Source organism: Paenarthrobacter sp. NCHU4564 (assembly GCF_052156435.1).
Lineage (GTDB): Bacteria > Actinomycetota > Actinomycetes > Actinomycetales > Micrococcaceae > Arthrobacter.
Window position 1 is genome coordinate 37,198 of sequence record NZ_JBQLIS010000017.1, and the last position, 24,728, is coordinate 61,925.

Annotated in this window: 22 protein-coding genes, 1 tRNA gene and 1 riboswitch; of the genes, 12 read left to right on the forward strand and 11 right to left on the reverse strand. The window is 65.4% G+C overall.

All coding sequences use genetic code 11. From position 1 onward, the window contains the following. Positions 1-57 precede the first annotated feature (57 nt). Complete coding sequence (locus tag ACSVIE_RS16005) at positions 58-912, reverse strand: LysR substrate-binding domain-containing protein (RefSeq protein ID WP_426004408.1); 855 nt, start codon at positions 910-912, stop codon at positions 58-60. Between the two features lie 170 nt (positions 913-1,082). On the opposite strand from ACSVIE_RS16005, the gene ACSVIE_RS16010 reads away from it, so the two are divergent. Continuing rightward, a complete protein-coding gene (locus ACSVIE_RS16010) occupies positions 1,083-2,504 on the forward strand; it encodes an MFS transporter (protein WP_426004407.1) in 1,422 nt (473 codons plus the stop codon). A gap of 79 nt (positions 2,505-2,583) precedes the next feature. Here ACSVIE_RS16010 and ACSVIE_RS16015 read toward each other — a convergent pair. Together ACSVIE_RS16015 and ACSVIE_RS16020 are read right to left on the reverse strand one after the other, a co-directional pair. Next, positions 2,584-2,654: transfer RNA gene (locus ACSVIE_RS16015), tRNA-Gly, on the reverse strand. 69 nt (positions 2,655-2,723) lie between these two features. Next, positions 2,724-4,223: a M15 family metallopeptidase gene (locus ACSVIE_RS16020; RefSeq protein ID WP_442424482.1), complete on the reverse strand. Its 1,500-nt coding sequence runs from the start codon at positions 4,221-4,223 to the stop codon at positions 2,724-2,726. 357 nt (positions 4,224-4,580) lie between these two features. Between ACSVIE_RS16020 and ACSVIE_RS16025 the strand changes: the two genes are divergently transcribed. Then, positions 4,581-4,877 carry a hypothetical protein gene (locus tag ACSVIE_RS16025; RefSeq protein ID WP_442424483.1) on the forward strand — a complete coding sequence of 99 codons (297 nt, stop codon included), beginning with the start codon at positions 4,581-4,583 and terminating at the stop codon, positions 4,875-4,877. 93 nt (positions 4,878-4,970) lie between these two features. Here ACSVIE_RS16025 and ACSVIE_RS16030 read toward each other — a convergent pair whose 3' ends face one another. Continuing rightward, entirely contained in the window at positions 4,971-6,998 is a 2,028-nt protein-coding gene (locus ACSVIE_RS16030) for a CAP domain-containing protein (RefSeq protein WP_442424484.1), read from the reverse strand. A gap of 110 nt (positions 6,999-7,108) precedes the next feature. Between ACSVIE_RS16030 and dcd the strand changes: the two genes are divergently transcribed. After that, the gene (gene dcd / locus ACSVIE_RS16035; protein ID WP_426004403.1) at positions 7,109-7,684 is read left to right on the forward strand and encodes a dCTP deaminase; all 576 of its coding nucleotides are present in this window, start codon (positions 7,109-7,111) and stop codon (positions 7,682-7,684) included. A gap of 142 nt (positions 7,685-7,826) precedes the next feature. On the opposite strand, the gene ACSVIE_RS16040 is transcribed toward dcd, so the two are convergent. The 3 genes from ACSVIE_RS16040 to ACSVIE_RS16050 all read right to left on the reverse strand — a co-directional run bounded on the left by ACSVIE_RS16040 (position 7,827) and on the right by ACSVIE_RS16050 (position 11,042). Beyond that, positions 7,827-9,026: a cation:proton antiporter gene (locus ACSVIE_RS16040; RefSeq protein WP_426004402.1), complete on the reverse strand. Its 1,200-nt coding sequence runs from the start codon at positions 9,024-9,026 to the stop codon at positions 7,827-7,829. An 8-nt stretch (positions 9,027-9,034) separates the two neighbouring features. Next, positions 9,035-9,517 carry a cation:proton antiporter regulatory subunit gene (locus ACSVIE_RS16045; protein ID WP_426004401.1) on the reverse strand — a complete coding sequence of 161 codons (483 nt, stop codon included), beginning with the start codon at positions 9,515-9,517 and terminating at the stop codon, positions 9,035-9,037. A gap of 121 nt (positions 9,518-9,638) precedes the next feature. Continuing rightward, complete coding sequence (locus ACSVIE_RS16050; RefSeq protein WP_442424485.1) at positions 9,639-11,042, reverse strand: MFS transporter; 1,404 nt, start codon at positions 11,040-11,042, stop codon at positions 9,639-9,641. Between the two features lie 196 nt (positions 11,043-11,238). Here ACSVIE_RS16050 and ACSVIE_RS16055 point away from each other — a divergent pair, with 196 nt between their 5' ends. Genes ACSVIE_RS16055 through mnhG form a run of 6 tightly spaced genes read left to right on the forward strand, consistent with a single transcriptional unit; the run spans position 11,239 to position 17,532 of the window. Beyond that, entirely contained in the window at positions 11,239-14,241 is a 3,003-nt protein-coding gene (locus ACSVIE_RS16055) for a Na+/H+ antiporter subunit A (protein WP_442424486.1), read from the forward strand. Further along, a complete protein-coding gene (locus tag ACSVIE_RS16060; protein WP_442424487.1) occupies positions 14,238-14,738 on the forward strand; it encodes a Na(+)/H(+) antiporter subunit C in 501 nt (166 codons plus the stop codon). The genes ACSVIE_RS16055 and ACSVIE_RS16060 overlap by 4 nt, the downstream gene beginning before the upstream one ends. Beyond that, entirely contained in the window at positions 14,735-16,300 is a 1,566-nt protein-coding gene (locus ACSVIE_RS16065; RefSeq protein WP_426004396.1) for a Na+/H+ antiporter subunit D, read from the forward strand. Before ACSVIE_RS16060 ends, ACSVIE_RS16065 begins: the two co-directional genes overlap by 4 nt. Next, a complete protein-coding gene (locus ACSVIE_RS16070; protein ID WP_426004394.1) occupies positions 16,297-16,863 on the forward strand; it encodes a Na+/H+ antiporter subunit E in 567 nt (188 codons plus the stop codon). Before ACSVIE_RS16065 ends, ACSVIE_RS16070 begins: the two co-directional genes overlap by 4 nt. Continuing rightward, entirely contained in the window at positions 16,860-17,138 is a 279-nt protein-coding gene (locus ACSVIE_RS16075; RefSeq protein ID WP_426004393.1) for a monovalent cation/H+ antiporter complex subunit F, read from the forward strand. The genes ACSVIE_RS16070 and ACSVIE_RS16075 overlap by 4 nt, the downstream gene beginning before the upstream one ends. Then, the gene (gene mnhG / locus ACSVIE_RS16080; RefSeq protein ID WP_426004392.1) at positions 17,128-17,532 is read left to right on the forward strand and encodes a monovalent cation/H(+) antiporter subunit G; all 405 of its coding nucleotides are present in this window, start codon (positions 17,128-17,130) and stop codon (positions 17,530-17,532) included. Before ACSVIE_RS16075 ends, mnhG begins: the two co-directional genes overlap by 11 nt. Before the next feature lie 87 nt (positions 17,533-17,619). Here the strand turns inward: mnhG and ACSVIE_RS16085 are convergent, their stop codons facing one another. Together ACSVIE_RS16085 and ACSVIE_RS16090 are read right to left on the reverse strand one after the other, a co-directional pair. Beyond that, the gene (locus ACSVIE_RS16085) at positions 17,620-17,880 is read right to left on the reverse strand and encodes a DUF4235 domain-containing protein (RefSeq protein WP_442424488.1); all 261 of its coding nucleotides are present in this window, start codon (positions 17,878-17,880) and stop codon (positions 17,620-17,622) included. A 63-nt stretch (positions 17,881-17,943) separates the two neighbouring features. After that, a complete protein-coding gene (locus ACSVIE_RS16090; protein ID WP_426004389.1) occupies positions 17,944-18,621 on the reverse strand; it encodes an NUDIX hydrolase in 678 nt (225 codons plus the stop codon). Positions 18,622-18,756: 135 nt separating this feature from the next. Then, positions 18,757-18,893, forward strand: a riboswitch (TPP riboswitch). 78 nt (positions 18,894-18,971) lie between these two features. Between ACSVIE_RS16090 and ACSVIE_RS16095 the strand changes: the two genes are divergently transcribed. Genes ACSVIE_RS16095 through ACSVIE_RS16105 form a run of 3 tightly spaced genes read left to right on the forward strand, consistent with a single transcriptional unit; the run spans position 18,972 to position 21,927 of the window. Beyond that, positions 18,972-19,592 carry an ECF transporter S component gene (locus ACSVIE_RS16095; RefSeq protein ID WP_426004387.1) on the forward strand — a complete coding sequence of 207 codons (621 nt, stop codon included), beginning with the start codon at positions 18,972-18,974 and terminating at the stop codon, positions 19,590-19,592. Beyond that, positions 19,592-21,136 (forward strand): ABC transporter ATP-binding protein, encoded by a 1,545-nt coding sequence (locus ACSVIE_RS16100; protein ID WP_442424489.1) that lies wholly within the window; start codon positions 19,592-19,594, stop codon positions 21,134-21,136. The genes ACSVIE_RS16095 and ACSVIE_RS16100 overlap by 1 nt, the downstream gene beginning before the upstream one ends. Then, positions 21,133-21,927 (forward strand): energy-coupling factor transporter transmembrane component T family protein, encoded by a 795-nt coding sequence (locus tag ACSVIE_RS16105; RefSeq protein WP_426004384.1) that lies wholly within the window; start codon positions 21,133-21,135, stop codon positions 21,925-21,927. Before ACSVIE_RS16100 ends, ACSVIE_RS16105 begins: the two co-directional genes overlap by 4 nt. Before the next feature lie 18 nt (positions 21,928-21,945). Here the strand turns inward: ACSVIE_RS16105 and ACSVIE_RS16110 are convergent, their stop codons facing one another. Then, positions 21,946-22,548 (reverse strand): GNAT family N-acetyltransferase, encoded by a 603-nt coding sequence (locus ACSVIE_RS16110; protein WP_442424490.1) that lies wholly within the window; start codon positions 22,546-22,548, stop codon positions 21,946-21,948. A gap of 37 nt (positions 22,549-22,585) precedes the next feature. Next, positions 22,586-24,703, reverse strand: a complete 2,118-nt coding sequence (locus tag ACSVIE_RS16115) for a penicillin acylase family protein (RefSeq protein ID WP_442424491.1) — start codon at positions 24,701-24,703, stop codon at positions 22,586-22,588. Positions 24,704-24,728: the final 25 nt, after the last annotated feature.

Genomic DNA, 24,728 nt, shown 5'->3' on the forward strand with positions numbered 1-24,728 from the left:
CTGGAATGCGCTTACCCGCGAAGAGCGAGGAGTCTGTCCGGACAAAACCGAACACGGTCAGGAGGACTTGTTCAACGTCCGGCCCATGATGGCCTGGGTCAGGGCATCGATGACCTCGGCGTTGGCCAGGGGGTTCCTGATGAGCGTGAAATCGACATCTCCCACCGGCGGCAGGTCGAAGCGCTGGGTGATCACTTTGAGATCCTCCGGAACCAGCGAGGCCGGCATGACGGCTACCCCGATGCCCGCGCGGACGGCGGCCAGTACGCCACTGATCTGCTTGGTGCTGCAGGTGATCCGCCAGGTCCTTCCGGCTGCCTCCAAGGCGTCGATGGCCAGCTTCCGGCTCAGGCTGGGAGCCGGGTACGCGATCAGCGGCACGGGAGCGCCGGGTTCGAGTACGGTCTGTTCCAGACCCACCCAGGCGAAATTGTCATGCCGCACCACGGTCCCTTCCTTGGCTCCCGCCACCCACTTCACAAAGACCAGATCCAGTTGACCGGCATTGAGCCTCTTGTAGAGCTGGTCGCTCTGGCTCACGGTCAGCTCGAGGTTGATCTGCGGGTACAGCTGCCTGAACTCACGCAGGATCCGGGGCAGGCCTGTAATGGCGAGGTCGTCGGCGGTGCCGAAACGGAGTCGTCCGCGCATCGCCGAACCCGAGAAATATCGCGACGCAGAGTCGTGGGCCGCCAGGATGCTCCGGGCGAAGCCGGCCATGGCGTCGCCATTGTCCGTCAGCCGGACCTCGCGGGTGTCCCTGGCTACGAGGACCCTCTTCGCTGCCGCCTCGAGCTTGCGCACGTGCTGGCTGACAGTGGGTTGGGCCAGGCCAAGGCGGTCCGCTGCCTTGGTGAAGCTCAGCGTTTCAGCGACGGCCAGGAATGAGCGCAGCTGGACGGGTTCGAACACGCAAAACTCCTTTGAGTGCTTGCCGCGACAGGGGCCAAAGTGCTGCTCCAGCGCTGGACGATCATTGCATTCCGCAATGCTACTTATAGGCCCAATAGGCTTCCACAATTGCTGCAGGCAACCATAGCGTTAAAGCCATCCCACCGAAACTCCTAATCCGAGGACTAACTTTGGCACCCCCACCGCCTTCAGCGGCACATGTCAGCCAGCCCGTCATCGATTCCCTGTCCGCTGGTCCCTTGCAGGACACTAACCCCTTGCAGGACACAAACCAGACGGACCCCGTCACCCAGCCACTCGCCGTCGTGAGTGAAAAGCTGCCCTGGCGGCACACGTTCATTTCCTTGAAGGTCCCCAACTTCAGGATCTTCGCCCTTGGCCACTTTATTGCCGTGATCGCCATCTGGATGCAGCGAATCGCCCAGGACTGGATGGTGCTGGAGCTGTCCGGTTCCGTCACCGCTGTGGGAATCACCGTGGCGCTGCAGTTCATGCCGTCACTGTTCCTTGGTCCTTGGGGCGGCATGATGGCGGACCGCTTCGCCAAGCGGAAGATCCTCATCATCTGCCAGTCGGCGGCCGCAGTCCTGGCTGCCGCGCTGGCGATCCTGTCCCTGACCCACGTAGTGCAGGTGTGGCACGTGTACATCATTGCCGTGCTCCTGGGGTTCGTGACTGTGCTGGACCAGCCGGCCCGGCAGGTATTCGTCAACGAACTCGTCGGCCCCAAATACCTGCGCAACGCCATCAGCGTGAACTCCACAACTTTCCAGCTGGGCGGCCTGATCGGGCCCGCGCTCGCCGGCTGGCTGCTCACCGCCGTGGGCGCCGGCTGGGCTTTTGCCGGCAACGCCGCGGCCTGCTGCTCCACAGTGGCCATGCTGATGATCCTTCGCAAGGACCAGCTCCACCTGAGCCAACCCACCCCGCGCCGGAAGGGCATGCTGCGCGAGGGTCTTCGCTACGCGCTCGCCAAGCCCACCATCTACTGGCCGTGGCTGATGGCAGGTTTCGTGGCAGTTTTCGCGATGAGTCTCCCCGTGCTGCTGGCCGCCTTCGCGGACCATGTGTACGACGCCGGCGCCGGAGGCTACGGCCTGCTGAACGCCATGGTTGCACTCGGGGCACTGACGGGAGCGGTTGCCTCCACACGGCGCCGGCAACTGCGGTTGCGCTCCGTGGTGGCCTCTGCCGGGCTGTACGGTCTGATGCTCTGCCTGTCCGCTGCCATGCCCTCCATGGTCTGGTTCAGCGCAGCGATGGTCCTGGCCGGGTTCTGGTGCCTGATGTTCCTTACTGCGGCCAACCAGATGGTGCAGACCAGCTCCAACATGGGCATCCGTGGCCGTGTCATGAGCCTTTACCTGGTGGTGCTGATCGGTGGCCAGGCGATCGGCGGTCCCATGATGGGATGGCTGGCCGAGCACCTGGGCCCGCACCTTGCCATCCTGGTATCGGGCGGTGTTCCGGCACTCGCAGCAGGCGTGGTGGCCGTGGTCCTTGCCCGGCGCTCCTCGCTGCAGCTCAAGGTCAACCTGCGTGACCGCCGCCGGGTGCTCAGGATCGTGGAGACATCCGCAGCCTCGGCCTAGCGGGATGTGTGGCCCTCAAAGCCGGCGCGTAGCGGCTTTGAGGGCCACGAACCAGGTCAGCGGGGATGGAAATGAAGAGAGCGGGCGACGGGAATCGAACCCGCGTATCGAGCTTGGGAAGCTAGCGCTCTACCATTGAGCTACGCCCGCGTTGCCCCGACTGCACGCCGGAGCGAATCCCAGCTTAGCGCAGATCAAGGGCTGCCGATGACAGGCGCGCTACTTGAACAGTTGCAGGCCGTTCCAGCCGGAGCCCACTTGGCCGTACGTGGTCCATTGACCCCGGCCCAGTCCGTAGTTGTAAAGGTTGCCTTCCATGGTCCGCGCCGTGATTCCGCGTGTGCCTGCACCGGTCAGCCCAAAGCTGGGAACCAAGGCCCGGATGTACTGCCAGCCTGTACCGATGGTGGTCGCCGGTCCGAAGAAACCTGCCCAGCCGTCCCCTCGGTAGTTGATGAGCGCGCCCGAGGCTGTTCGGGCAAGGATGTCGTTGGCGCCATCGCCTTCCCAGTCGGCCATGGTCAGTTCCATGCCGTTCCAGCCCTTGCCGATGATCTGCGGCCCGCTCAACGCCCCACCAAACGTGTTGGGGTAGTAGCGCAGGACGCCGTCAGGGAAGTACCCCACCACACTGGGGCGGGGATGGCTGTGGGACCACTTGCCCACGGTGATGGTCATCTGCTCCCAGCCGCCGTTGCCCACCACTACCTGGCCGGCAAAACCTCCACCCGGGAGGCCGCGGTAAACGCCCAGGACACCGTTGTTCCACTGGGCCAGGATGTCGTACACCCCGTCGATGTCCCAGTCCACCACGAAGCCCTGCTTCAATCCGGTCCAGCCCGAACCGATCTGGACAGGCGCCATGTAGCCGCCTGCCGCCGTCGCGGGGTAGCGCAACAGCCTGCCGGAAGAATCGGCTGCCACAAGGTCGGCGCCGGACTTGATGCTCGCGGAGCGGGCGGTGTTGCCTGCGAAGTAGTGCTCCAACGTCGGGAAGCCGCGGCGCTGCATGTCAGTAGCCAGAGCGACACCTACATAGCGCAGGTGCCAGGGTTCGTAGCTGTAGCCCGTGGTCCCTGTGTAGCCATTGGGATACCGGACGATGAACCCGTATTTGTGGGCGTTTGCCGCCACCCACTTGCCTGCGGCGGTGTCGCCGAAGCAGGTGCTGAGGCCACAGGAGCCGCCCGCGTTGCCGATGTCCATGGCAAGGCCGGTCTGGTGCTCGCTGTAGCCCGGTTTGGCGGAGATGGTGTCGGCGTAGGCTTGGCCGTATTGGTTCACATAGCCCCAATAGACCTGCTGCTGCGTGGCATAAGACCGGTACCCGCTGATGATGGACAGGCCACCCGTTCCGGCATCGGCCGCGCCCTGGAACAGCCCGTTCAACCATGCGGCGGCTTCAGCGCGCATGTACTGGCCTGAACCGCGGGCGTTGATGAGGTCATGCGGGACATAGCTGAGGGGGTTCAACGGGCGGGACTTGTTGACCAGCACGGAAAAGCTGGACGGATCCCCAATAGGATCGACGCTCGGCAGCGGGTTCGCCGTGGTGGGTACGGCAGCCTTCGCAGCACCGGAGACGGCCGGTGCAGGCGCAGCAAGCGCAGGAGCCGCGGACACAACACCGCCAGCCACAGCGACAGCCAGGAATGCCGCACACGCGGCCACCCGCCGTCGCGCTTTTCCAACAAAAGTGCGGTGGTCCAAACGTCGCATTACGCCCCCAATTTGATTAATACCGGCCCGGAAGAACTCTACCCGGACAGGCGGGATGTGTCAGCCGCATGACGACACCCGGCCGGGAGGTAACCATTCGGTCAAGGCTCGTCAGCAATGTGTCCTGCGTGAGCGGCGCTGTCTATTCTGAAGGTGTTAGCTGCAGTGTATGGGGAACCGGGCTACGACACCGTGAACGTACGCCGAAAGAGGTCTCCGTGGCATTTGCAGCCCATGAAGTGGTGATCGACAGGGATGCCATGACCGTCTATGGCTTCCTGATGGACGGAATGAACAACGCCCTCTGGCGTCCGGAGCATCTCCCTGAAGGCCGGTGTCCAGGGCGAGAACGGCGCGGTGTACCAGCAGACCCTCAACGGACCCGGAGGCCGGCCCATTGCCGCGGACTTCCAGATCACCGAATCGCGCCCCGGCGCCGAGGTGCGGTTTGCCGTGGTGGCAGGACCCGCCCGGCCCACCGGGGGCTACTACCTCAGCACCGAGGGCAAGACCACGCGGTTGCGGTTCGCGCTGGAGCTCCACCCCAAAGGCCTGCAGAAACTCATGGGCGGCATGATCCAGAAGACCATGGAGGCCGAGGTCGCGCAGCTGGAACAACTCAAGACGGTGATTGAGTCACGCCCGGCGGCGTGACGGTCCCGTGTTGGGTACGACGCTTTAGGTAAGACGCTTTAAGTACGACGCCGGAACCTGGCTTGGGTGCCGGCACCGCGCCGGGCAGCGCGTCTACTGCGCGAGCTTGAAGCCGGACCATCCGCCGCCCACCGCCACCGGCGTGGTGAGCTTTCCGGACGTCAGGTCCCAGTACTCCAGCACCCCATTGGTTCCCAGGCCGGCAACGCCGGTGGTGTCAGGGCCGTTGACGCCCTGCAGCGCCCGGATGCCCGAGTAGTCAGTCCACGCTGCGCCCACGATCGGCCTGGACTCCTGCTTGGGAGTGGCCAATCCCGAACCCCTGTACAGGCGGAGGTAGCCATTCGGTTCCACTGCCAGGAGGTCCTGGAATCCGTCAGCGTTGTAATCGACCATGCTGAGCCTGACAGATCTGTTGCCAGTACCGATCGCCGCCTGGGTGCGGATGTATGACAGGCCCGAGTTCTTGTAGAACCACAAGCCTCCGGACGCGTCCATGGCCACGATCTGGGGCAGGCGGTTATTGGCGCACCAGGTGCCGATGGCGAGGTTCAATGACTGCCAGCCATGCCCAAGGACACCGGGCGATCCGAACCCGCCCGACTGCCTGCCCGGATACACCAGCAGGGCACCATCGGTGCGTTGGGCAATCAGGTCGAACACGCCGTCGCGGTCCCAGTCGGTGACGAAGAGATCCTTCAGCCCGGTGAAACCGACACCGATCTTGCGGGCTGCCCCGTATTTCGCATTGCCCAGGGACGGGTAGGAATAGACCGTTCCGTCCGGTCCAATGGACACCAGGTCCGCGGCGCTGCGGATCGAAGCTGTACGCAGGTCGACGGTCGGTGGCTGGTACTTGTCTCCCGGCTGGCATACTCCCACCGGATCAGTGGGCGGGGTGACCGTTCCGCCCGGCCGCGTGGTGGTTCCCGCCGGCAAGGTGGTGTAGCCGAAGAAGTTCACCACGCCCCACAGCGTGTAGCGGTTGGGGGTGGTCTGCCAGTTGCCGTCCGTGTACGTGATGCCAATGCCCATCACGTTGAAGCGCGGATCGCGCAGGAGGGCGTCATGCCCTGGGGATCTCTTCCACCACTCCACAAGCTGGGCCGCATCCCGGTCCCACCGGACGGCAATGACCTCACCGGCACCGTTGTTCGGGTTGAGGGCCCGGGGGTCGGTCCAGAAGTTGGGCCGGTGCTGGATCACTTCCCGGCTGGCGATGCTGTTGGACCACTCCTGCGCCAGGCCGGCCACGGTGGCGTGGTACTTGACCGGGGCAAGGCCCAGTGACGCCCGGTAGCTGTTGATGGCGTTGAAAACGGTCAGGATCGCGGCGGTGTTGTCGTCGGGAAGCAGGGCCAAGGCGCCGTTGCCGGGGTCGGCTTCGGCGCCGGGGGTCTTGCCCGGGAACGGGGTGGACGTGGGGGCCGGGGTCTGCGTCGCTTCTGATGAGGGCGCGAGCGACGGCGAGGGGGTGGATGTGCCCTGTGGTGGGGCGCTCGCCGTGGGGGTTGGGGTGGGACTCGGGGTGTGGCTCGCCGAAGGTGAGGGCGTGCGTGTGGGCTCCGCGGACGGGGCCCGGGTTGTGGGGCTTGCCGAGGGCGTGTTGCTCGCCGTGAGCGAGGGGGTGGGCTCCGCGGAAGGAGACGGGCCCGCTGCCGGTGCGGAAGGAGTAGGCTCGGCGGTCAGCGTGGGAGCCGCCGAAGGTGACGGGCCGGCAGGAACGGAGGGCGCCGGACCGGACGGAGCCTCGGGTGCGGGCCCGCCTGGACCCCATGACGGTCCGATGGATGGCAGCGGCGGCGGAGACTCCACTACAGGGTCGACGGCGATCGGTCGCGTGGGTGCCCCGCCCGGCATTCCAGGTACTGCCGCGGGATCAGGAATGGGGGTGGCGGATTCCTCCGGGACGCTACCGGTCGCGACGGGTGCAGCGGAAGGTGAGGGCTCCGCCGTCGTACCCGCCTCCGGGGCGGTTAAAGCGGAAGGTGTGCCGGCAGAGGGCGTGGTGCCTGAGCCCGGGATGGCTTCGGTAGCCGGCAGCAGCTGGCTGGACGCCGCCACCATGACTGCAAGTGCGCCGGCCACGGCGACTGCCGCAGGCGCTGCCCATTTCCCCACAATTACCCCGCGAATGCTCGTTGCCCCCAAACTCCGGGCGCGGCTTAACCTGTCCGGGAACTATAGTCGCACGGGACGGCAGGGACAATGCATGCGGTATTTTTGATGCTGTGCTGATCTCTGACCGCGATATTCGTGCCGAAATTGACTCCCAACGGATTGTCCTTGACCCGTACGACCCCGCGATGGTTCAGCCTTCATCCGTGGACGTCCGGATTGACAGGTTCTTCCGCCTGTTCGACAACCACAAATACGCGCACATCGACCCTGCCGAAGAGCAGCCGGAACTCACGCGCCTGGTCGAAGTGGAGGGCGACGAGCCCTTCATCCTCCACCCCGGCGAGTTCGTCCTTGGCTCCACTTTCGAGACCGTCAGCCTCCCGGACGATATCGCTGCCCGGCTGGAAGGCAAGTCCTCCCTGGGACGCCTTGGCCTGCTGACCCACTCGACAGCCGGATTCATTGATCCCGGCTTCTCCGGCCACGTCACCCTTGAGCTGTCCAACGTGGCAACGCTGCCCATCAAGCTGTGGCCCGGCATGAAGATCGGCCAGTTGTGCTTCTTCCGGCTGACGTCCTCAGCCGAGCACCCCTACGGATCAGGTGAATACGGCAACCGCTACCAGGGCCAGCGCGGTCCGACCGCCAGCCGCAGCCACCTGAACTTCCACAAGACCGCCATCTAAGGCCTTCTCTGCGCGGGGTCGCGCGGCAGGAGGCTCTGCTCCAACGGGCGGAGCGTCCCAAACGGGAGCGTCCCCGACGGGAGCGTCCCAAGGGGTGAGCGTCCCCAATGCGAGCGTCCCCGGCGGGAGTCCGGGGTAGGCCTTAGGCGGGAGTCCGCTCCGGCGTCCGTGGCGGCGACCCCGGTGTCTTGCGCAGGGCCTTGACCACCGGCTCCACGAAGCGGGCTGCCAGCGGGCCGAGGATGGCCATGATGAGTACGTACGCAGTTGCCAGTGCGGCTAGTTGGCCCGGTACTGCTCCCGAAGCCACCGCCAACCCGGCGATGACGATCGAGAATTCGCCGCGGGCAATCAACGCCGCACCCGCACGGAACCGGCCGGGAACAGCGATTCCCGCCCGCTTGGCCGCCCACATGCCGGTGAGCATCTTGGTCAGCGCGGTGAGCAGCGCCAGGGCCAGGGCCCATCCAAGAACTGGCGGGATGGACCGCGGATCGGTGTTCAGCCCGAAGGCCACGAAGAAAATCGCCGCAAAGAGGTCCCTCAGGGGCTCGAGGATCCGGGTGGCGTTGTGGGCTGTGGCGCCGGATATGGCGATGCCCAACATGAATGCCCCCACAGCCGCCGACACCTGCAGGGCCGAAGCGATGCCGGCTACCAGGAGCGCCAGGCCCAGCACGTTCAGGAGGAAGACTTCGGAGTTCTCGCTGTGGACTGCCTTGGATACCCGGTGGCCGTGCCGCAGCGCGATCAGCAGGACCACCGTGACAACCGCCAGGGCAATGCCTACGGTCTGCAAACCGCCCAGGAACCCGACGCCCGCCAGAATCGCGGTAAGGATGGGCAGGTAGACGGCCATGGCGAGGTCTTCGAAGACCAGGATGGAAAGCACCACGGGAGTTTCACGGTTGCCGATCCGCCCCAGGTCGGTGATCACCTTCGCGGCAATCCCCGATGACGAAATGTAGGTAACGCCGCCCATCACTATGGCGCCCACCACGCCCCACCCCAGCAGCACCGCAATGGCAGCGCCGGGGATGAAGTTCAACACGAAATCCATCACGCCCGCCCGCCACGAGCGCTTCAGCCCGGTGACAAGCTCCGCCGCCGTATATTCAAGGCCGAGCATCAACAACAGCAGGATGACCCCGATTTCACCCGACAAGTGGGCGAACTCGTGCATTCCGTCCAGCTTGACGAATCCGCCCGCTCCGAACGCGAGCCCTCCCACGAGGTACAGCGGAATGGGGGACATGCCGATCCTGCCCGCAAGCCGAGCAAGGAGACCGAGGCAAAAGACGACGGCCCCCAGTTCAACGAGGGCTAGGGCGAGTGGATCCATAACGGGGTTCAGCCGTTACGGAGAATGTCAGCGGCAGAGTCGAGGCCCTCCTGCGTGCCAACTGCCACCAGCAGGTCCCCGGCGTGAAGAACGATGTCCGGTGCCGGCGACGGAACGACCTCGCCTTCGCGCATGATCGCCACAATGGAGACGCCGCTGCGGGTACGTATTTGTGCCTTGCCCATGGGCTGGTTGATGAAGGGGGAATCCGGGGCGATGGAGAACTGGCGCGTGACGATGCCCGGCACCTCGCGGTGTGCCTCCGCGAGCCGCATGGCAATGTGTTGGCCGCCCAGGAGGTTGCCCAGCGTGGCGGCTTCATCGGCCGTCAGGGGAATGGACGCCTGGCAGGTATCGGGGTCGTCCCAGGTGGACACGAAGAGCTCGGTTTCACCTTCCCGAAGTTCCACGACACCGATCCGGCGGCCCGAGGCCGTGACGAAATCCTTGCGGACCCCGAGGCCCGGAAGTTCAGTCTCATCCACGTTCATGACTCCACCTTAACTCTCTTGAATGCACGCTGGTACGGCGTTCGCGTTGGGCTGCAGCGTGAGTGCCGCGGCTTGCCGCCGATGTCGCTGTCCGTGGGCGGCAGGCCCTGTATCTTGCCGGTCAGTTCTGCGGTACGACGGCAATGCGCGTCCTGCTGGGCGGCTTGACGGGCAGCAGCACCAACAGACCCGCGAGCAGCACCACCATGATGCCCAGGATGCCCCAGCGTTGGGCTTCGCCTTCGTCAACCAAGGGGGCCGCGATGGTGATGCACACCGTGAAGAGCGTCGGTGCCAGGAAGCTGACGGCGCGTCCCGTGGTGGCGTATAGGCCGAAGAGCTCCCCGGATTCGCCTTCAGGTGCAAGCCTGGCCAGGTAGGCGCGGGAGGACGACTGTGCAGGCCCGACGAACAGGCACAGCAGCAGGCCGAAGATCCAAAAAGTGTTGGCGCCCGGCCACTCGTTGCCGAAGAAAACGTACGTGCCGTTGCCGAGGACCAGGATGAAGGTGCCCGCGATGAGCAGGCCGACCAACGACAGCATGATCACGGCCTTCGGTCCGATCCTGTCGTCCAGGAAGCCGCCGATGATGGCACCGACAGCCGCTACGACGTTTCCGAAGATCGCGAAGAAGATGACGTCTTTGAGCTCGAACCCAAACGTTCCGGCTGCGATGACACCACCGAAAGTGAAGACCGCAGCCAATCCGTCGCGGAAGATGGCGCTGGACAGGAGGAAATAGATAGTGTGCGGGCTCGTCTTGTAAATGGCTGCGATGCGCCGGAAGAGGAGCTTGTAGGAGGCAAGGAACCCCAGGGAAGCTGTGTCCCTCTTTGCAGGAACCTCGGGCACGGCGAACAATACGGGGAGCGCGAACACAAAGAACCACAGCGCCGAGAAGACCGCCACGAGCCGGATGTTGAGGGAGTCTTCGGTGGAGGCACCGAACCACTGGAACGACGGTTGCACGAAGAGCTGCAGCACCAGGAGCAGTGCCACGATCCCGCCCAGGTAGCCCATGCCCCACCCGAAGCCGCTGACCTTGCCGATGTTCCTGGGCGTGGAGATCTGGGCAAGCATGGCGTTGTAGTTGACGCCGGCAAACTCAAAGAAAATGTTCCCCAGCGCAATCAGGCAGACGCCCAGCAGGAGGAACTCGGGCCGGGGAAAGACGAAGAAACACAGGGCGGTCAGGACTGCGGTGGCCGCTGTGTTCACTCCCAGCCACAACTTGCGGCGTCCCCCGGCGTCGGAGCGCTGACCGGTGACGGGCGCCAGGACAGCGATGGCAAGGCCGGCGATGGCCAGGGCAGTTCCCAAGGCAGCGGATGCCGTGTCCTCCCCACCGAAGGCGTTGGAGGTCAGGTACACCGTGAACACGAAGGTGGTCATGATGGCGTTGAAGGCAGCCGAGCCCCAGTCCCAGGAAGCCCACGCGAGGATCTGGCCCTTCTTGGAGGCGGCGGGCCCCGAGGCGAGCTCGGAGGCCGGCTGGGAAGCATGGGGGAGCGCGGCCGGGTTCATAAGGTGCATGCTATCGGGACTCGACCGGGTGCCTGCACCCGACAGACCGCTATGTGGATAAAGGGGGCAAGATACTCCTCCGGACGTCATCGTGCAAAAAAGTGGCTGTTCACCTTGATAAACTGGATCTTCCGAACCCAACGTATGACCGCCTGCTCCAACTTTGACAACTCGTTCCTGACTTTGCGGAGAAAAAGTGATCACAGTCCTTGCCATCATCTTTGCAGCGGCAACTGTGGCGCCCTTCATCTTTAAGAAACTTGGTCGGAACGCCTTCCACGTCCTGGCAGCTGTGCCTGCCGGTGCCTTTGTGTGGCTGCTTTTCCAGTACGGCGCGGTCTACCCCGCAGAGGGGCGCACGGGTGGAACCCTGGAGGAAGTCCTCCCGTGGATCCCGGACCTCAAGCTTGAGTTTGCCTTCAGGATGGATGTCCTGGCGTGGGTCATGTCCCTGTTGGTCCTGGGCGTCGGTTCCCTGGTGTTGGTGTACTGCGCCCGGTATTTCAAGACCAAGGACCCGGGGCTGGGTGGCTTCGGCGCGCAGTTACTGGCTTTCGCCGGCGCGATGTTCGGTCTTGTGACCTCAGATGATTTGTTGATGCTCTTCATCTTCTGGGAGCTCACCACCATCCTTTCCTACCTGCTGATCGGGTATGCCCGGACCCGCCTGGCAGCCCGCCGCTCGGCCCTCCAGGCACTCATGGTCACCACTGCAGGCGGCCTTGCGATGCTGGTGGGATTGATCATCCTCGGGCAGGCAGCCGGCACGTACCGCATCTCCGGCGTCCTCGAACAAGCAGGGTCCCTGATGACCGGTCCCATGCAGGGCGCGGTGAGTGCCGCCGTCGTACTGGTCCTGGTAGGTGCCGTGACCAAATCGGCGCTGGTCCCCTTCCACTTCTGGTTGCCCGGCGCCATGGCCGCGCCGACGCCGGTGAGTGCCTATCTGCACGCCGCTGCCATGGTCAAGGCCGGTATCTATATCGTTGCCAGGCTGGCCCCGGGATTTGCCGCGTCGGAGTTCTGGTTGCCGCTGACGCTGGGACTGGGCCTTGCCACCATGCTGGTGGGCGGTTACCGGGCCCTCCGCCAAACGGACATCAAACTGATCCTCGCGTACGGCACGGTGAGCCAACTCGGCTTCCTCACCATGGTGGTGGGGCTTGGCCGCCCGGACGCCGCCCTGGCAGGCCTGGCCCTTCTGCTGGCCCACGGCCTGTTCAAGGCCGCGTTGTTCCTGGTGGTGGGCATCATCGACCACCAGTCGGGGACCCGTGACATCCGCAAACTGTCCGGCGTCTTCAGGTCCTCCCGCGCCCTCGGAATCGTGGCCGCAGTTGCCGCGGCCTCCATGGCAGGCGTTCCGCCGCTGGCCGGATTCGTGGCCAAGGAATCGGTGTTCGAGGCCTTCGTCCACTACGGCACGGGACACGATGCTCCTGCCTGGGGAATCTGGATCCTGGCCGGCCTGGTGGCCGGGTCCATCCTGACCTTCGCATACAGCGCACGCTTCATGTGGGGTGCGTTCGCCACCAAGCCGGGCGTGGAACCCACGCCGTTCAAGGCGATCAAGCCTTCGTTCCTGGCGGCGCCGGCGATCCTGAGTTTCCTGACGGTTGTCTATGGCCTGTGGCCGGTACCGGTGGACACGTGGATCCAGCCTTATGCCGCCCTGTTTGCCGCCCCCGGTGAAACCGCCGACGCCGGCCACCTGGCTTTGTGGCACGGCCTCACCCCCGCGCTGGGGCTGACGGCCATCACGTTCGTAGCCGGAGCGGCGATGTTCTACGGACGCAATGTGGTGGCCCGGGCACAGGGCCTGGTGCCCGACTGGGTTGATGGGGACCGGGCGTACCAGCACACCATCGGCGCCTTGGATGACATCGCGGTCTGGGTCACCGGCCGTACCCAGCGTGGTTCGCTGTACTTCTACCTGACGGTGATCCTGTCGGTTGCCTTCGCGGTGCCTCTGGCCGCACTGTTGCTGGCCAACAGGCCGCTGCCGGAGGGCATGTACTGGATTGACCCCAACTCCCCGCTGCAGATGATCGCCGGCGTGGGCATCATTGCCGGGGCCTTGGCTGCGGTGCGGGCCAACAAACGGTTCCTTGCTGTGCTCATGGTGTCCGTCACGGGGTACGGCATCGCGCTGATGTTCGCGCTGCAGGGTGCGCCGGACCTCGCCCTGACCCAGATGCTGGTGGAAACAATCGTGCTGGTGGCGTTCGTCCTGGCCATGCGAAGCCTTCCCGCCGAGCTCAGGGACCGGACCGGAGGACGGCTCCGGGTGATCCGTGTGATCATCGGGGCAGCTTTTGGCATCACCATGATCTTCGTGGCCATCTTTGCCATGGGTGCGCGTGTTGCTACTCCGGTGTCGCTTGAATTCCCGCGGCTGGCCTATGAAGGCGGAGGTGGCCTGAACGTCGTCAACGTGACCCTGGTGGACATCCGCGCCTGGGACACCTTCGGTGAGATCTCCGTGCTGGCCGTGGCCGCCACCGGTGTGGCCAGCCTGATCTTCGTGCGGAGCCGGGGAGACCGCATCAGAACCGCAGCCTCGGTGCCGGAGGGCAGCGTGGGGCGCCGCACCGGCGTCGACCGTGACTCCCGCGACGGCGTCACGCTGGCCGTGGCGCGCAAGTTCAGCGATGTAGCGCGTGACGCCTGGCTGGTTGCCGGCCGCACGCTGGCACCGGAGCGCAGGTCCATCATCTTCGAGGTGGTCACCCGGCTGATCTTCCACTCGATGATCGTGTTCTCCATCTACCTGCTCCTGGCTGGACACAACCTCCCCGGCGGCGGATTCGCCGGCGGCCTGACGGCCGGCCTGGCCCTGACCATCCGATACCTTGCCGGTGGCCGGTTCGAGCTCAGTGAAGCAGCGACAGTCAGCGCCGGAACACTGCTGGGAACGGGACTTGCGACGGCTGCCGCCTCCGGTTTCGTGCCGCTCCTCCTGGGTGGGCAGGTGTTCCAGAGCGCCATTATCGAGTTCTGGTTGCCGGTGTTCGGGGACGTCAAGTTCGTCACCTCCACCATCTTCGATATCGGCGTGTACATCGTGGTGGTCGGTCTGGCCCTGGATGTACTCCGCAGCCTGGGCGCCGAGATCGATGAACACTTCGAAGGCAAGCGCGTACCGCTCGCGGAAGCCGACGCCGCCGAGCAGGCCGTTTCAGGGAAGGGCAACTCATGACCATCAACCTGACCCTGCTGGTTGTCATGGGCGTCCTGTACGCCTGCGGCATCTACCTGATCCTGGAACGGAGCCTCACCCGGGTGCTGCTGGGCCTGATGCTGCTGGCAAACGCGACCAACCTGCTGATTCTCTGCACCGGTGGATACGCCGGACTGGCCCCCCTGTTCAACAAGGACACCGATCCCGGCAGCTATAACGATCCTTTGCCGCAGGCCTTGATCCTCACCTCGATCGTGATCTCGTTTGCAGTCACGGCCTTCATGCTCGGCATCATCTACCGCACGTGGGCCCTGGCCCGCCAGGACGACATCCAGGACGATATCGAAGACCGCCGCGTGGCCAATACGCCGAGCTTCGATGCCGAGGACGACGCGATCGTTCCGCTGGAAACGTCCGAGTTCGCAGTAACCCCCTCGTCTACGGAAGACCTTTCCCCGGCCGAGGCGACCGAAACCCCCAACACGGTGAAGAACCAGGAAGGAGGCAGTGCGTGAACCTCGCCAACCTGTCCCCGCTCGCTGTCCTCCTGCCGATCCTGGGCGCCGCCCTTGCCTTCGTGCTGATCCGTCACACGGCGGCGCAGCGCATGGTCAGCATCGGCATCCTCAGCGCCACGTTGCTCCTCGAGTGCCTGCTCCTCTTCTCCGTGTGGGACGGCGGAACGACGTCGGTCACGCTGGGTGGCTGGCTTCCACCCTGGGGCGTGGTGCTGGTGGTGGACCAGTTCTCCTCGCTGATGCTCGTGGTTTCCACGGTGGTGAGCCTTGCTGTCCTCATCTACGCCACGGGCCAGGGCATGGCCGACGGAGACCAGGAAGCTCCCGTCTCGATCTTCCACCCGACCTACCTGATCCTGGTGGCCGGCGTCTCCAACGCCTTCCTCACCGGCGACCTCTTCAACCTCTACGTGGGCTTTGAAATCCTCCTGACCGCCAGCTATGTGCTGATGACGCTGGGTGGGACGGGGCCGCGCATCCGGGCCGGTGTCACCTACGTGGTGGTCTCGGTGGTGTCGTCGGTGCTGTTCCTCATCGCCATTGCCATGATCTACGGAGCCACCGGCACCATCACCATGGCCGACCTCGCCATCAAGCTGGCGGAACTGGATCAAGGCACCCAGAACCTGCTGCACGTGATGCTCCTGGTGGCCTTCGGGATCAAAGCGGCCGTCTTCCCGTTGTCGTTCTGGCTCCCTGACTCCTACCCGACAGCCCCCGCCCCGGTCACTGCCGTGTTCGCCGGTCTGTTGACCAAAGTGGGTGTCTACGCCATGGTCCGGACAGAGACACTCCTGTTTCCCGGCGATACGCTCAACGTCCCGCTGATGGTGGTTGCGTTGCTGACCATGGTGGTGGGGATCCTTGGTGCCCTGGCGCAGAGCGACATCAAGCGTCTGCTCTCCTTCACCCTGGTCAGCCACATCGGGTACATGGTGTTCGGGCTGGCCATGTCCTCCGTGACAGGACTTGGCGCCGCGGTCTTCTACGTTGCGCACCACATCACCGTGCAAACAAGCCTGTTCCTGGTCACAGGGCTCATCGAACGGCGCGGTGGGTCGTCCTCCATCGACCGGCTGGGTGGGCTCGCCAAGCTGTCCCCGCTCCTGGCCCTGCTGTTCTTTGTCCCAGCCATGAACCTCGCCGGCATTCCGCCGTTCTCCGGATTCCTCGGGAAGCTGGGCCTGCTGCAGGCCGGGGTCGAGCTGGGGACGCCGTTGGCGATCGTCCTGGTGGTGGGCGGCGTGGTCACCAGCCTCCTGACCCTGCTGGCCATAGCCAGGGTGTGGAACAGGGCGTTCTGGCGGAAACCCGAAGACGCGGACTTCCCCGATCCCGTCCTGCAGACACCCGGCAACGTGGGCGTCCTCCCGCGGACCATGGTGGGTTCCACAGCCGGCCTGGTGGTGTTCGGGGTTGCCCTGACCGTCTTTGCCGGCCCGCTCTTCCAACTGGCAGGAGGCTCCGCGGAAATCATGCTTGACCGTTCGGCGTACATCCATTCAGTCCTGGGAGATGCCGCCCCAGTTCCGCCGCTGGCCCAGGGCGGTGCCAAATGAGCCGCAAGCCGATCTCCTTCCGCACCGAACTCCCGCTGCTCATCTGGCTGGTCATCGTGTGGGGTGCCTTGTGGCAGGACTTTAGCCCGGGCAACCTGCTGTTCGGCGCACTGATCGCCATTGTGGTGGCCAAGCTGTTCTACCTGCCGCCGGTGGAACTCAGCGGCCGGTTCAATGTGCTGCGGGCCGTTCCCTTTGCCCTGTTGTTCCTCGGCAAAGTGGTGGCGGCGAGCTTCCTGGTGCTGTACCTGGCCGTGGTGAAGGGACCCAAGGTGCGCAGCGCCGTCGTCGAGGTTCCGTTGCGGAGCCATTCGGACCTTATGGTGACGGCCACCGGCCACGTCATTTCCCTGATTCCCGGGTCGCTGGTGGTGGAGGTGGACCGGTCGACGTCCACGCTGTACCTGCACGCGCTGAACATCTACAACCAGGCTGACATCGACAAAATCCGCCGGGAGGTACAGAACATCGAGGCCGGATTGATCAGGATCATGGGCACACGCGAAGAAGTAGAGGCGCTCCGAAGCGAAACGCGTCCGGGCATGGAAGGTGCGGCGCTGTGAAGGAACTTGTCCTGGTGGTCACTGCCGTGATCCTTAGCCTGGCAGGGGCCGGTGCCATCATCCGCATTGCGATCGGGCCTTCCCTGCTGGACCGTGTGCTGGCATCCGACGTGCTGCTGGCCATCGTGGGCGCGGCCCTGGCAATCGACATGGCCATCAACCGGCACCTCAACAACCTGATGCTGCTGGTGGCCCTGGCCGTGATCGGCTTTATCGGTTCCGTGACGGTGGCCAGGTTCGTGGCCGAAAGGCGGGAACAGAGCAATGACTCCTGACGCTACGGGCGTAGACGCCGTGATCGATGTTCTGACGGCCGTTTTCCTGGTGGTCGGCGCCCTCATGTCCTTGGGCGCGGCGATCGGCCTGCTGCGGTTCCCGGACCTCATGAGCCGCATGCACGCCGCGACCAAGCCGCAGGTTCTGGGCCTCTTCCTGATGCTGGCCTCCATCGGCCTGCAGATGCGGACGTGGTGGGTGTGGCCGGTCCTGCTGGTGGCCTGGATATTCCAGTTGCTGACCGCGCCCGTGTCCGCGCACATGGTGGGCCGTTCCGCTTACCGGACCAAGCACGGCCACCGCGAGCTCCTCACCAAGGACGAACTTGAGGCCGTGGTCCAGCGGGCTGCCGGTGAACATCCGGGGGACGGAACGCACGACGCCGGCCGCTGAGTCCGGCGGTCAGGGCACCTTGGAAATGGGTCGCCCAAGGGTGCGCCGCCGGTGGTGGGGTGCCTTGGCTTGTCCCCGGGCAGCGGGTCAGACGATGTCGTGCGTCTTGGCGAAGCGGGCGATCGCGCGCTGCGTGCCGCGGCTGGTTAGGACCTGGATGAGGGTGCTCACGAAGGCCGAAACCAGCGCGAATGTCAGTGCTGAGCGCAGGCTGGTTTCGAGGTCGTCATGACCTGCGGGCGGCTTGTTGCCGCTGGCCTTCTCCCAAGCCAGGTTGACCAGTTTGGTGCCGACGAATCCTGCTCCGAGGCTCACTCCGGTCCCCAGCAGCTTGAAGAAGAAGTTCATGTCCCAAGCCTAACCTCACCTACAGCGTGCACCAGGCACCATTCGCGGGCGCAATGGGAGCCTTTATCGGCGGTTTTCCCTGTCTTTCAGGAAGGCCGCCATGGAACCCCGGGGTGCCAGGACGGGAACTACGGGGTGCCGGGCGCCCCACACAGCATCCACGGTGCCCAGGCTCGCAAGTTCCTTGAGCAGGTAGTAGGTGGGTGGCATGAGGTGGAGCGTGCCTTCGGCTTCAGCGGAGAGGACGCCGGCCACGGGCATCCAGAGCGACTGCCAGGCTTCCGTTGTTTGGTGTTGGGGCGCTGCCCCGTCACGGGCCTTGGCGACGTAGAAGTAGGTGTCAAAGCGCTTGGGCATGTCCACCGGGGTCACCCAGTTGGCCCACGGACGCAGATCTGCAGGCTCAAGCGTGAGTCCGGCTTCCTCCTGCACCTCGCGGAGGGCGGCAGTCAGCACGGTGCCCGCTTCCCGGATGGCTTGGTCCGGGTTGGCGGCGATGGATGCTTCCGACCACGCATCGGCGTGCCCTGCCAGCAACTCCTGCGGGTAGTCCCACCCTTCACTGTCCGCGGCATCCACGCGGCCTCCGGGAAAGACCACCATGCCCGCGGCGAAGTCCATGGTGGACACCCGGTGCTGGACGAAGACCTCGAGCCCGTCGGCGGCGTCCCTGAGCAGGATCACGCTGGCAGCGAGCCGTGGTTCGGGTGCAGGCTGGCCTAAGCCGGGATGATCCGTCATGAAGTCATTCTCTCAGGTGTGCATGAGAGAGGAAGCCGGCAAACGGGCCGGGAGAAACCGCAACCCTTTATGACTGCCAGCGAGGGCCAACGCACGGACCCGGGTGTAAACTGGACCTCGCCCATCAGGGCAGATTGATAACGACAGGGGAGCGCCGCCGTCGAACCCTGCAGGGATGCAGGTGACGCGAGGGCGCTGAGAGTGCGGACAGCCGCAGACCCTCGAACCTGATCCGGTTAGTACCGGCGCAAGGGAGTCGAGCTTCTCAGAGTGTCCGGAACACCGGTGGCGCATGCCTGCCGGGAATCCGGGGAGCACTTTCCCCTCCTGTAACCTCAGGAGGCAAAGAAATGACCACGGCAAGCGTGAAGAAGACCAGTTACAACTGGCGTGTAGTAGACATCGTGGTGGCAGCTTTGATCGCCATCGCCGGCGGCGTGATCTTCTGGGCATGGTCCCAGGGCGCCGCGATCGTATCCATTCCCATGAACGCGGCCTACCCGCCCTTGACCGGCCTGATTGCCGGCGGCTGGATGATCCCCGCAGTTCTGGGCATGCTGATCATCCGCAAACCCGGTGCCGCGCTGTTCTGCGAGGCTGTGGCCGCGACGGGTGAGCTGATCATGGGTTCCCAGTACGGCACCACCGTTTTGATTTCCGGCGTCCTGCAGGGCCTGGGTGCCGAGCTGGTGTTCGCTGCGTTCCGCTACAAGAAGTTCAACCTCCCCACGGCGCTGCTGGCCGGTGCCGGTGCGGGCCTCTTCTGCGGCCTCAACGACTCCTTCATGCCGTGGGGCTGGAACATCGCCTACGAGGCCGTGGACAAGCTGGCCTACATCGCGTTCTGCACGTTGTCCGGCGCCATCATTGCCGGTGCCCTCTCCTGGGTCGCCACCCGGGGCCTGGCCAAAACCGGCGTGTTGAGCGCCTTCGCATCGCGCAAGGCCGCCTCGGAGCCCGTCTTCAACTGATGGCACAGACCAACACCGGCAGGCCTGCCGCCATCTCCGCCGAGGGCTGGGGTTGGCGGCACGCCGGCCGGACCACACCTGCCATCCAGGGCCTTGACCTCCGCATCGATCCGGGCGAGCGAGTGTTGCTGTTGGGTCCCTCCGGTGCGGGCAAGTCGACCTTGCTGCACGCGCTGGCCGGGGTCCTGGGCGAGGAAGAGGATGATTCGGACGAGACCGGTTCACTCCTGTTGGACGGTGCTTCGCCGCGGGAACAACGCGGCCGCGCCGGATTGATGCAGCAGGATCCCGAAACGCAGGTGGTCTTGTCCCGGATTGGCGACGACGTCGCCTTCGGAGCCGAAAACCTTGCCGTGCCCCGTGACCGGATCTGGACCCGGGTTCATGAAGCGCTCGACGACGTGGGGTTGCGTACCGCTGATGGCGGCGGTTTGGCGTTGGACCACCCGACGGCGGCACTCTCCGGCGGCCAAAAGCAGCGGCTTGCGCTGGCGGGTATTTTGGCGATGAGACCGGGATTGATCCTGTTGGACGAACCGACGGCCAACCTGGACCCTGCCGGTGTGCTGGAAGTCCGTGATGCCGTGCGCCGATGCCTGGACAAGACAGGCGCCACCTTGGTTGTGGTGGAACACAGGGTGTCCGTCTGGAAGGACCTGGTGGACAGGATCGTGGTCCTGCAGCCCGGTTCGGCGGGCGGTGGGGTGCTCCTGGATGGGCCGCCGGACCAGGTTCTGGCTGAAGCGCACAGCCTGCTCAAGGCCGCCGGCGTGTGGGTGCCCGGGTACGTTCCCGAAACCCGCCGCAGGGAACGCGGCAACCAATCCGCGCAACTGCTGGTGGCGGCCCAGGACCTGGCAGTTTCCCGCGCCAAGCCACGCAGGAAGGGTTTCAGGTCCATCCCGCCGCAGCCGGTGCAGCACGGCATCAGTGCCCAGGTCCGGGCAGGGCAGGCGCTCACCATCACCGGACCCAACGGCACCGGAAAGTCCACGTTCGCCTTGACGCTGGCAGGACTTTTGGCGCCGGTGGCAGGGAAGGTCTCTGCCGCCGTCGAGCTTTCCGAAGGCGCCGGGATAGATCCCTTCCGGTGGAAAGCGGACCAACTGATTTCCCGGATCGGCACGGTGTTCCAGGAACCGGAGCACCAGTTCGTCACCGGCAAGGTGCTGGATGAGCTGATGTTCGGTCCCAGGCATGTGGGCCGTGGCGAGGAGCGGGTCGACGAACTGCTGGAGCGGCTCCGGCTGACGCACTTGGTGGACGCGAATCCCTACACCCTGTCCGGCGGCGAGAAGCGCCGGCTGTCCGTAGCGACCGTGCTCGCCGCACACCCCAAGGTACTGGTCCTGGACGAGCCGACCTTCGGCCAGGACGCGAACACGTGGGCCGAACTGGCGTCGTTCCTGTCGGAACTGCTGGACCAAGGCACCGCCGTGGTCTCGGTGACGCACGACGAGGAGTTCAGTGCCGTGCTGGGCGGCGCGGAACTCAGGTTGGCCCCGGCGGAGCGGTCCCGGAAAATGGAAGCGGGTGCGGCATGAGGGACACCTTGAGCCTGAGCGGCAACCATGCCTTATTAACGCGGGCCAACCCCTTGGCGAAGTTCGTCGCCGTTTTCCTGATTTCGCTGGTCCTGGCGCTGTCCATCGACTGGGTCTCCGCGTCCGTGGCCCTGGTTGCCGAGCTTGCGCTATTCCCCCTTGCCGGGCTCACGCTCGGGCTTCTCTGGTCAAGGGCCTGGCCGCTGATTATCGCCGCGGCCGTTGGCGGCTGGAGCACAGCGATCGTCGCCGCTGACAGCGGCGCTGTATTGCTCGACGTCGGGCTCTGGTCCATCAGCGAAGGCTCGCTGGAGCTGGGACTCGGGTTCATGCTTCGCGGGCTGGCCATCGCACTTCCGGCGATCCTGCTGATGACCTGCACGGACCCGACCGACCTCGCCGATGCTTTGGCGCAGAAGGCCAGGCTCCCGCACCGGTTTGTGCTGGGCTCCCTGGCCGCGATGCGCTTGGTGGGCTTGCTGGCCGAGGAATGGCAGACAATAGGCATGGCCAGGCGCGCCCGTGGTGTGGGTTCGCAGGGCAGCCCCCTGCAACGGCTGAAGGCGACCTTGGGACAGAGCTTCGGCCTGTTGGTCCAGGCTGTCCGGCGGGCTTCCCGGCTGGCAGTGACCATGGAAGCCCGCGGTTTTGGTGGCGGCCGGCGCACATGGGCGCGTGAGTCCACCTATTCCCTGCTGGACGCCTGGGTTCTCCTGGGCGGCGTCCTCATTGCCGGAACCGCGGTGGTGGCAGCCGTAGGAGCAGGCACCTGGAGCTTTGTCTGGCGCTAGAGGAGGCGCCACGCGGGCTTAGCTGGCCGGAACTTCCTGGGCCTGGATTTCCTCGAACCCGGCCCGTGTAAGGAACCCCAACTGTGCTTGCTTCTCCTCCAGTTGAACGATCGGGCCCAGTTCAAAGCAGGTGGCTTCAAGCCGTCGCAGGGCCTTGGCGTTCCGGGCGTCAGGCTCCACCACGATCCGGTCTTTGCCCGGCAGCGAGAACATGTACTTGATGAGCGAGGTGGCCAGGCGCGGCGTGAAGTGGGGGATCGGCCGGGTGGCCGGGGCCAGCAGCAGGTGCATGCCGATGTCTTCTTCCCGTGCCGGGTAGGCCTCGCTCACGGGATCGTGCAGGGGCTCATAGGTTTGGAACAACGCCAGGGGCTGGCCGTCCAGCTCCACCAGGAAGGCGTGGTGCGTGTCCAGTGAGTCCAGGAACTCATAGATCTCCAGGACTTCCTCCCGGCTTTTCTCCAGCATGCCCCAGAACCTGGCCCTCGGCTGGCCGACCCATTCATGGATGAGGTCGATGTCTTCGGCGGGAACCAACGGAACAATCCGCAGGGCTCCCCAGCCGTCGAGTTCTTCGGCGTAAACGGTGGTTCGAGTGGCAAAGTCCTGGGCAGCGGTCATGTTTTCCTCGGGGGCTTGGTGGCGGATGGGGAGAGTCTTAGCGGGGGTCTTTGGCCAGTTGGTCCCAGGACGTTGCCGCGGGGACGAGTTCCCCAACAGTCCACAGGGGCAGCTGGTCTGCGAAGTGCGGGTCAGCCGGAGAACCGGAAGCTCCGAACGGAACGATCCAGCGGCTGTTGTCCCGGTCCTGGAGATCCCAGACGTAGCGGGCCACGGGCCCACGGAAGCTGCGGTCTTCCACGCCCGGCAGGCTTTCCGTGCAGAGGACGCACCCTGTATCCCCGCTGAGCGGTGAATCCGGCGCCGAACCGGCCAAGGAGCCCGGGAGCACATGGACGGGGAGGATCCGGTGGCGGTCGCCCCACACAGCGGAGCCCTCCGTGGTGGTGCCGGCCTCTTCCAACGCGGCGGCCGCTTCGAGGGGTACGGCTATTCCGAGCTCTCCTCCCCGGACCAGGAGAGTCTCCAAGGCGAAGCCTACGCGGGAGCCCACTGAGAGCCAGGGACCGAACAGCGCAGGGAACCCGGTGGCCTCGTGAAGCCGGGCCAGTGCAGGATGCCTCACGATCCGCTGGACCAGCGCACCGCGCCAGGACGCGAACGCTGCTGCCTGCCGGCTCCCGCTGTCCATGCGGCCGTCCCACTCCAGAAGGTGGAGGCGAAGGGCATGGACATCGGGGGAAAGCCCTGCCATGGGCAGATCCTCCAGCAGGCTGCGGAAAAGCGGCCAGGGGCCCAACAACGTATCCGTGTGGATGGCCTGCATGTCTTCAACGGACAGCGGGCCAGCGGCCTCCAGCAGCTCCGTGATTCGCCGCGCCCGGTGGGCTGGAGCGAATTCCATGGCCACGGGGTCACCTCCGCCTGCAGCCCGGTCGTTGGCGGAAACAACGAACTTCTTCACTTCCGTGCGCGGTAGGGGAACGTACTGGCGGTCCCACGCATGCCGCGCCGAGAGCCCCGGGACCGGGAAGCGGCGGTTGTCCGGGTGGCGCTGTGGAACGAGGCCGGCAACAAAATGCCGAACGTCCCCGGCTGCGTCGGCGGTGACCACGCTGTTGACGGGCTCCACCCAGGCATCGAATGCGGCTTCGACGTCAGCGACGGTCCGGCTCCGCAGGAGCGGCAGGAGGGCCTCGAAACCCAACCGCCCCTCAACCCGGGCGGGAAACCTCAACGCCAGCGCGCCGCCGTCGGGCGTTTCCGAAATGACCGGGCCCCGGGAAGTTTCGATCACCTCCACCGTCTCAACACTGCCGCCGCGCACGTGGATGCTTTCCGTGGTGACGACGGCGGTTTCCCACCCTTCCGGGCTGCGCGCCAGGACGCGGGCGCCACCGGTTTTGCGGGAAGGAACCCGGCGGAGCTGCTCCTCGAACAGGTCCTGGTAGTCGGCCATGGCATTGGTGATGGCCCAGGCTGTGTGCCCGGTGTGGGCGAAGTGGGGCAGTCCGGGAACGCCGGGAAATGCGAAGCCCAGGGCGTCGAACTCGGGGCATGCCAAGCGGATCTGCTGGTAGACGCCGGGCAGTTCCATGAGCCGGTGCGGGTCGCCGGCGATCAGCGGGAGGCCGCTGGACGTGGTGGAACCATGCGCTGCCCAGGCGTTGCTGCCGGACCAGACAGGCGCCTCGATACTGAAGAGGTCCACTGCGTCCGGTCCGAGCGTGCGGGCCGCATGGGCACGGAACAACTTGTTGGGAAACGTTGAAAACAGAATGTGGTGGACCAGGAAGACCCCCAGGGGCGTCCAGGGATTCCATGGTTCGGGTGTGCACCCGGCCTGGTCGAATTCGGGAGTGGAGCGCACATCGTCGGCCAGCGCCTGGTTGATCCCGGCCACGTACTGCGTGCACCACCGCCGGGTGTCCGGATCGAGGCGGTCAAAACAGCGCCTGGCTGTGTCATCGAGCCTGGCTTGCCGCGCGAAGCGGTCCCACGCCACTGCGTCAGGGCCGAGGACCTCCGCGGTGCGCCCTTCCGAGCGCCACCGTTCCAGCTCGATCTGCCAGGAGCGGTCGGTTGCCGCGTTCGCGCCCTGCAGGTAGGCCAGCTCGTCGGCGGACCCGGCCCAAAGGTGCGGGATTCCCCAGGAGTCGCGGTAGATGCCCGGACCGCCTGCCGGGGCGGCGTGGTGCGTCGGGGCAGGCGTCATAATCACAGGCTGCTTTCGAGCTTAG

Excerpts from the sequence above, each read along its gene's own strand:
- ACSVIE_RS16040 (WP_426004402.1), bottom strand. The coding sequence starts at position 9,026 with ATGGATCCACTCGCCCTAGCCCTCGTTGAACTGGGGGCCGTCGTCTTT.
- ACSVIE_RS16110 (WP_442424490.1), bottom strand. The coding sequence starts at position 22,548 with ATGACCGCTGCCCAGGACTTTGCCACTCGAACCACCGTTTACGCCGAA.
- ACSVIE_RS16020 (WP_442424482.1), bottom strand. The coding sequence starts at position 4,223 with ATGCGACGTTTGGACCACCGCACTTTTGTTGGAAAAGCGCGACGGCGG.
- ACSVIE_RS16105 (WP_426004384.1), top strand. The coding sequence starts at position 21,133 with ATGAGGGACACCTTGAGCCTGAGCGGCAACCATGCCTTATTAACGCGG.
- ACSVIE_RS16100 (WP_442424489.1), top strand. The coding sequence starts at position 19,592 with ATGGCACAGACCAACACCGGCAGGCCTGCCGCCATCTCCGCCGAGGGC.
- ACSVIE_RS16060 (WP_442424487.1), top strand. The coding sequence starts at position 14,238 with ATGACCATCAACCTGACCCTGCTGGTTGTCATGGGCGTCCTGTACGCC.
- ACSVIE_RS16070 (WP_426004394.1), top strand. The coding sequence starts at position 16,297 with ATGAGCCGCAAGCCGATCTCCTTCCGCACCGAACTCCCGCTGCTCATC.
- ACSVIE_RS16050 (WP_442424485.1), bottom strand. The coding sequence starts at position 11,042 with ATGAACCCGGCCGCGCTCCCCCATGCTTCCCAGCCGGCCTCCGAGCTC.
- ACSVIE_RS16095 (WP_426004387.1), top strand. The coding sequence starts at position 18,972 with ATGACCACGGCAAGCGTGAAGAAGACCAGTTACAACTGGCGTGTAGTA.
- ACSVIE_RS16115 (WP_442424491.1), bottom strand. The coding sequence starts at position 24,703 with ATGACGCCTGCCCCGACGCACCACGCCGCCCCGGCAGGCGGTCCGGGC.
- ACSVIE_RS16090 (WP_426004389.1), bottom strand. The coding sequence starts at position 18,621 with ATGACGGATCATCCCGGCTTAGGCCAGCCTGCACCCGAACCACGGCTC.
- mnhG (WP_426004392.1), top strand. The coding sequence starts at position 17,128 with ATGACTCCTGACGCTACGGGCGTAGACGCCGTGATCGATGTTCTGACG.
- ACSVIE_RS16085 (WP_442424488.1), bottom strand. The coding sequence starts at position 17,880 with ATGAACTTCTTCTTCAAGCTGCTGGGGACCGGAGTGAGCCTCGGAGCA.
- ACSVIE_RS16045 (WP_426004401.1), bottom strand. The coding sequence starts at position 9,517 with ATGAACGTGGATGAGACTGAACTTCCGGGCCTCGGGGTCCGCAAGGAT.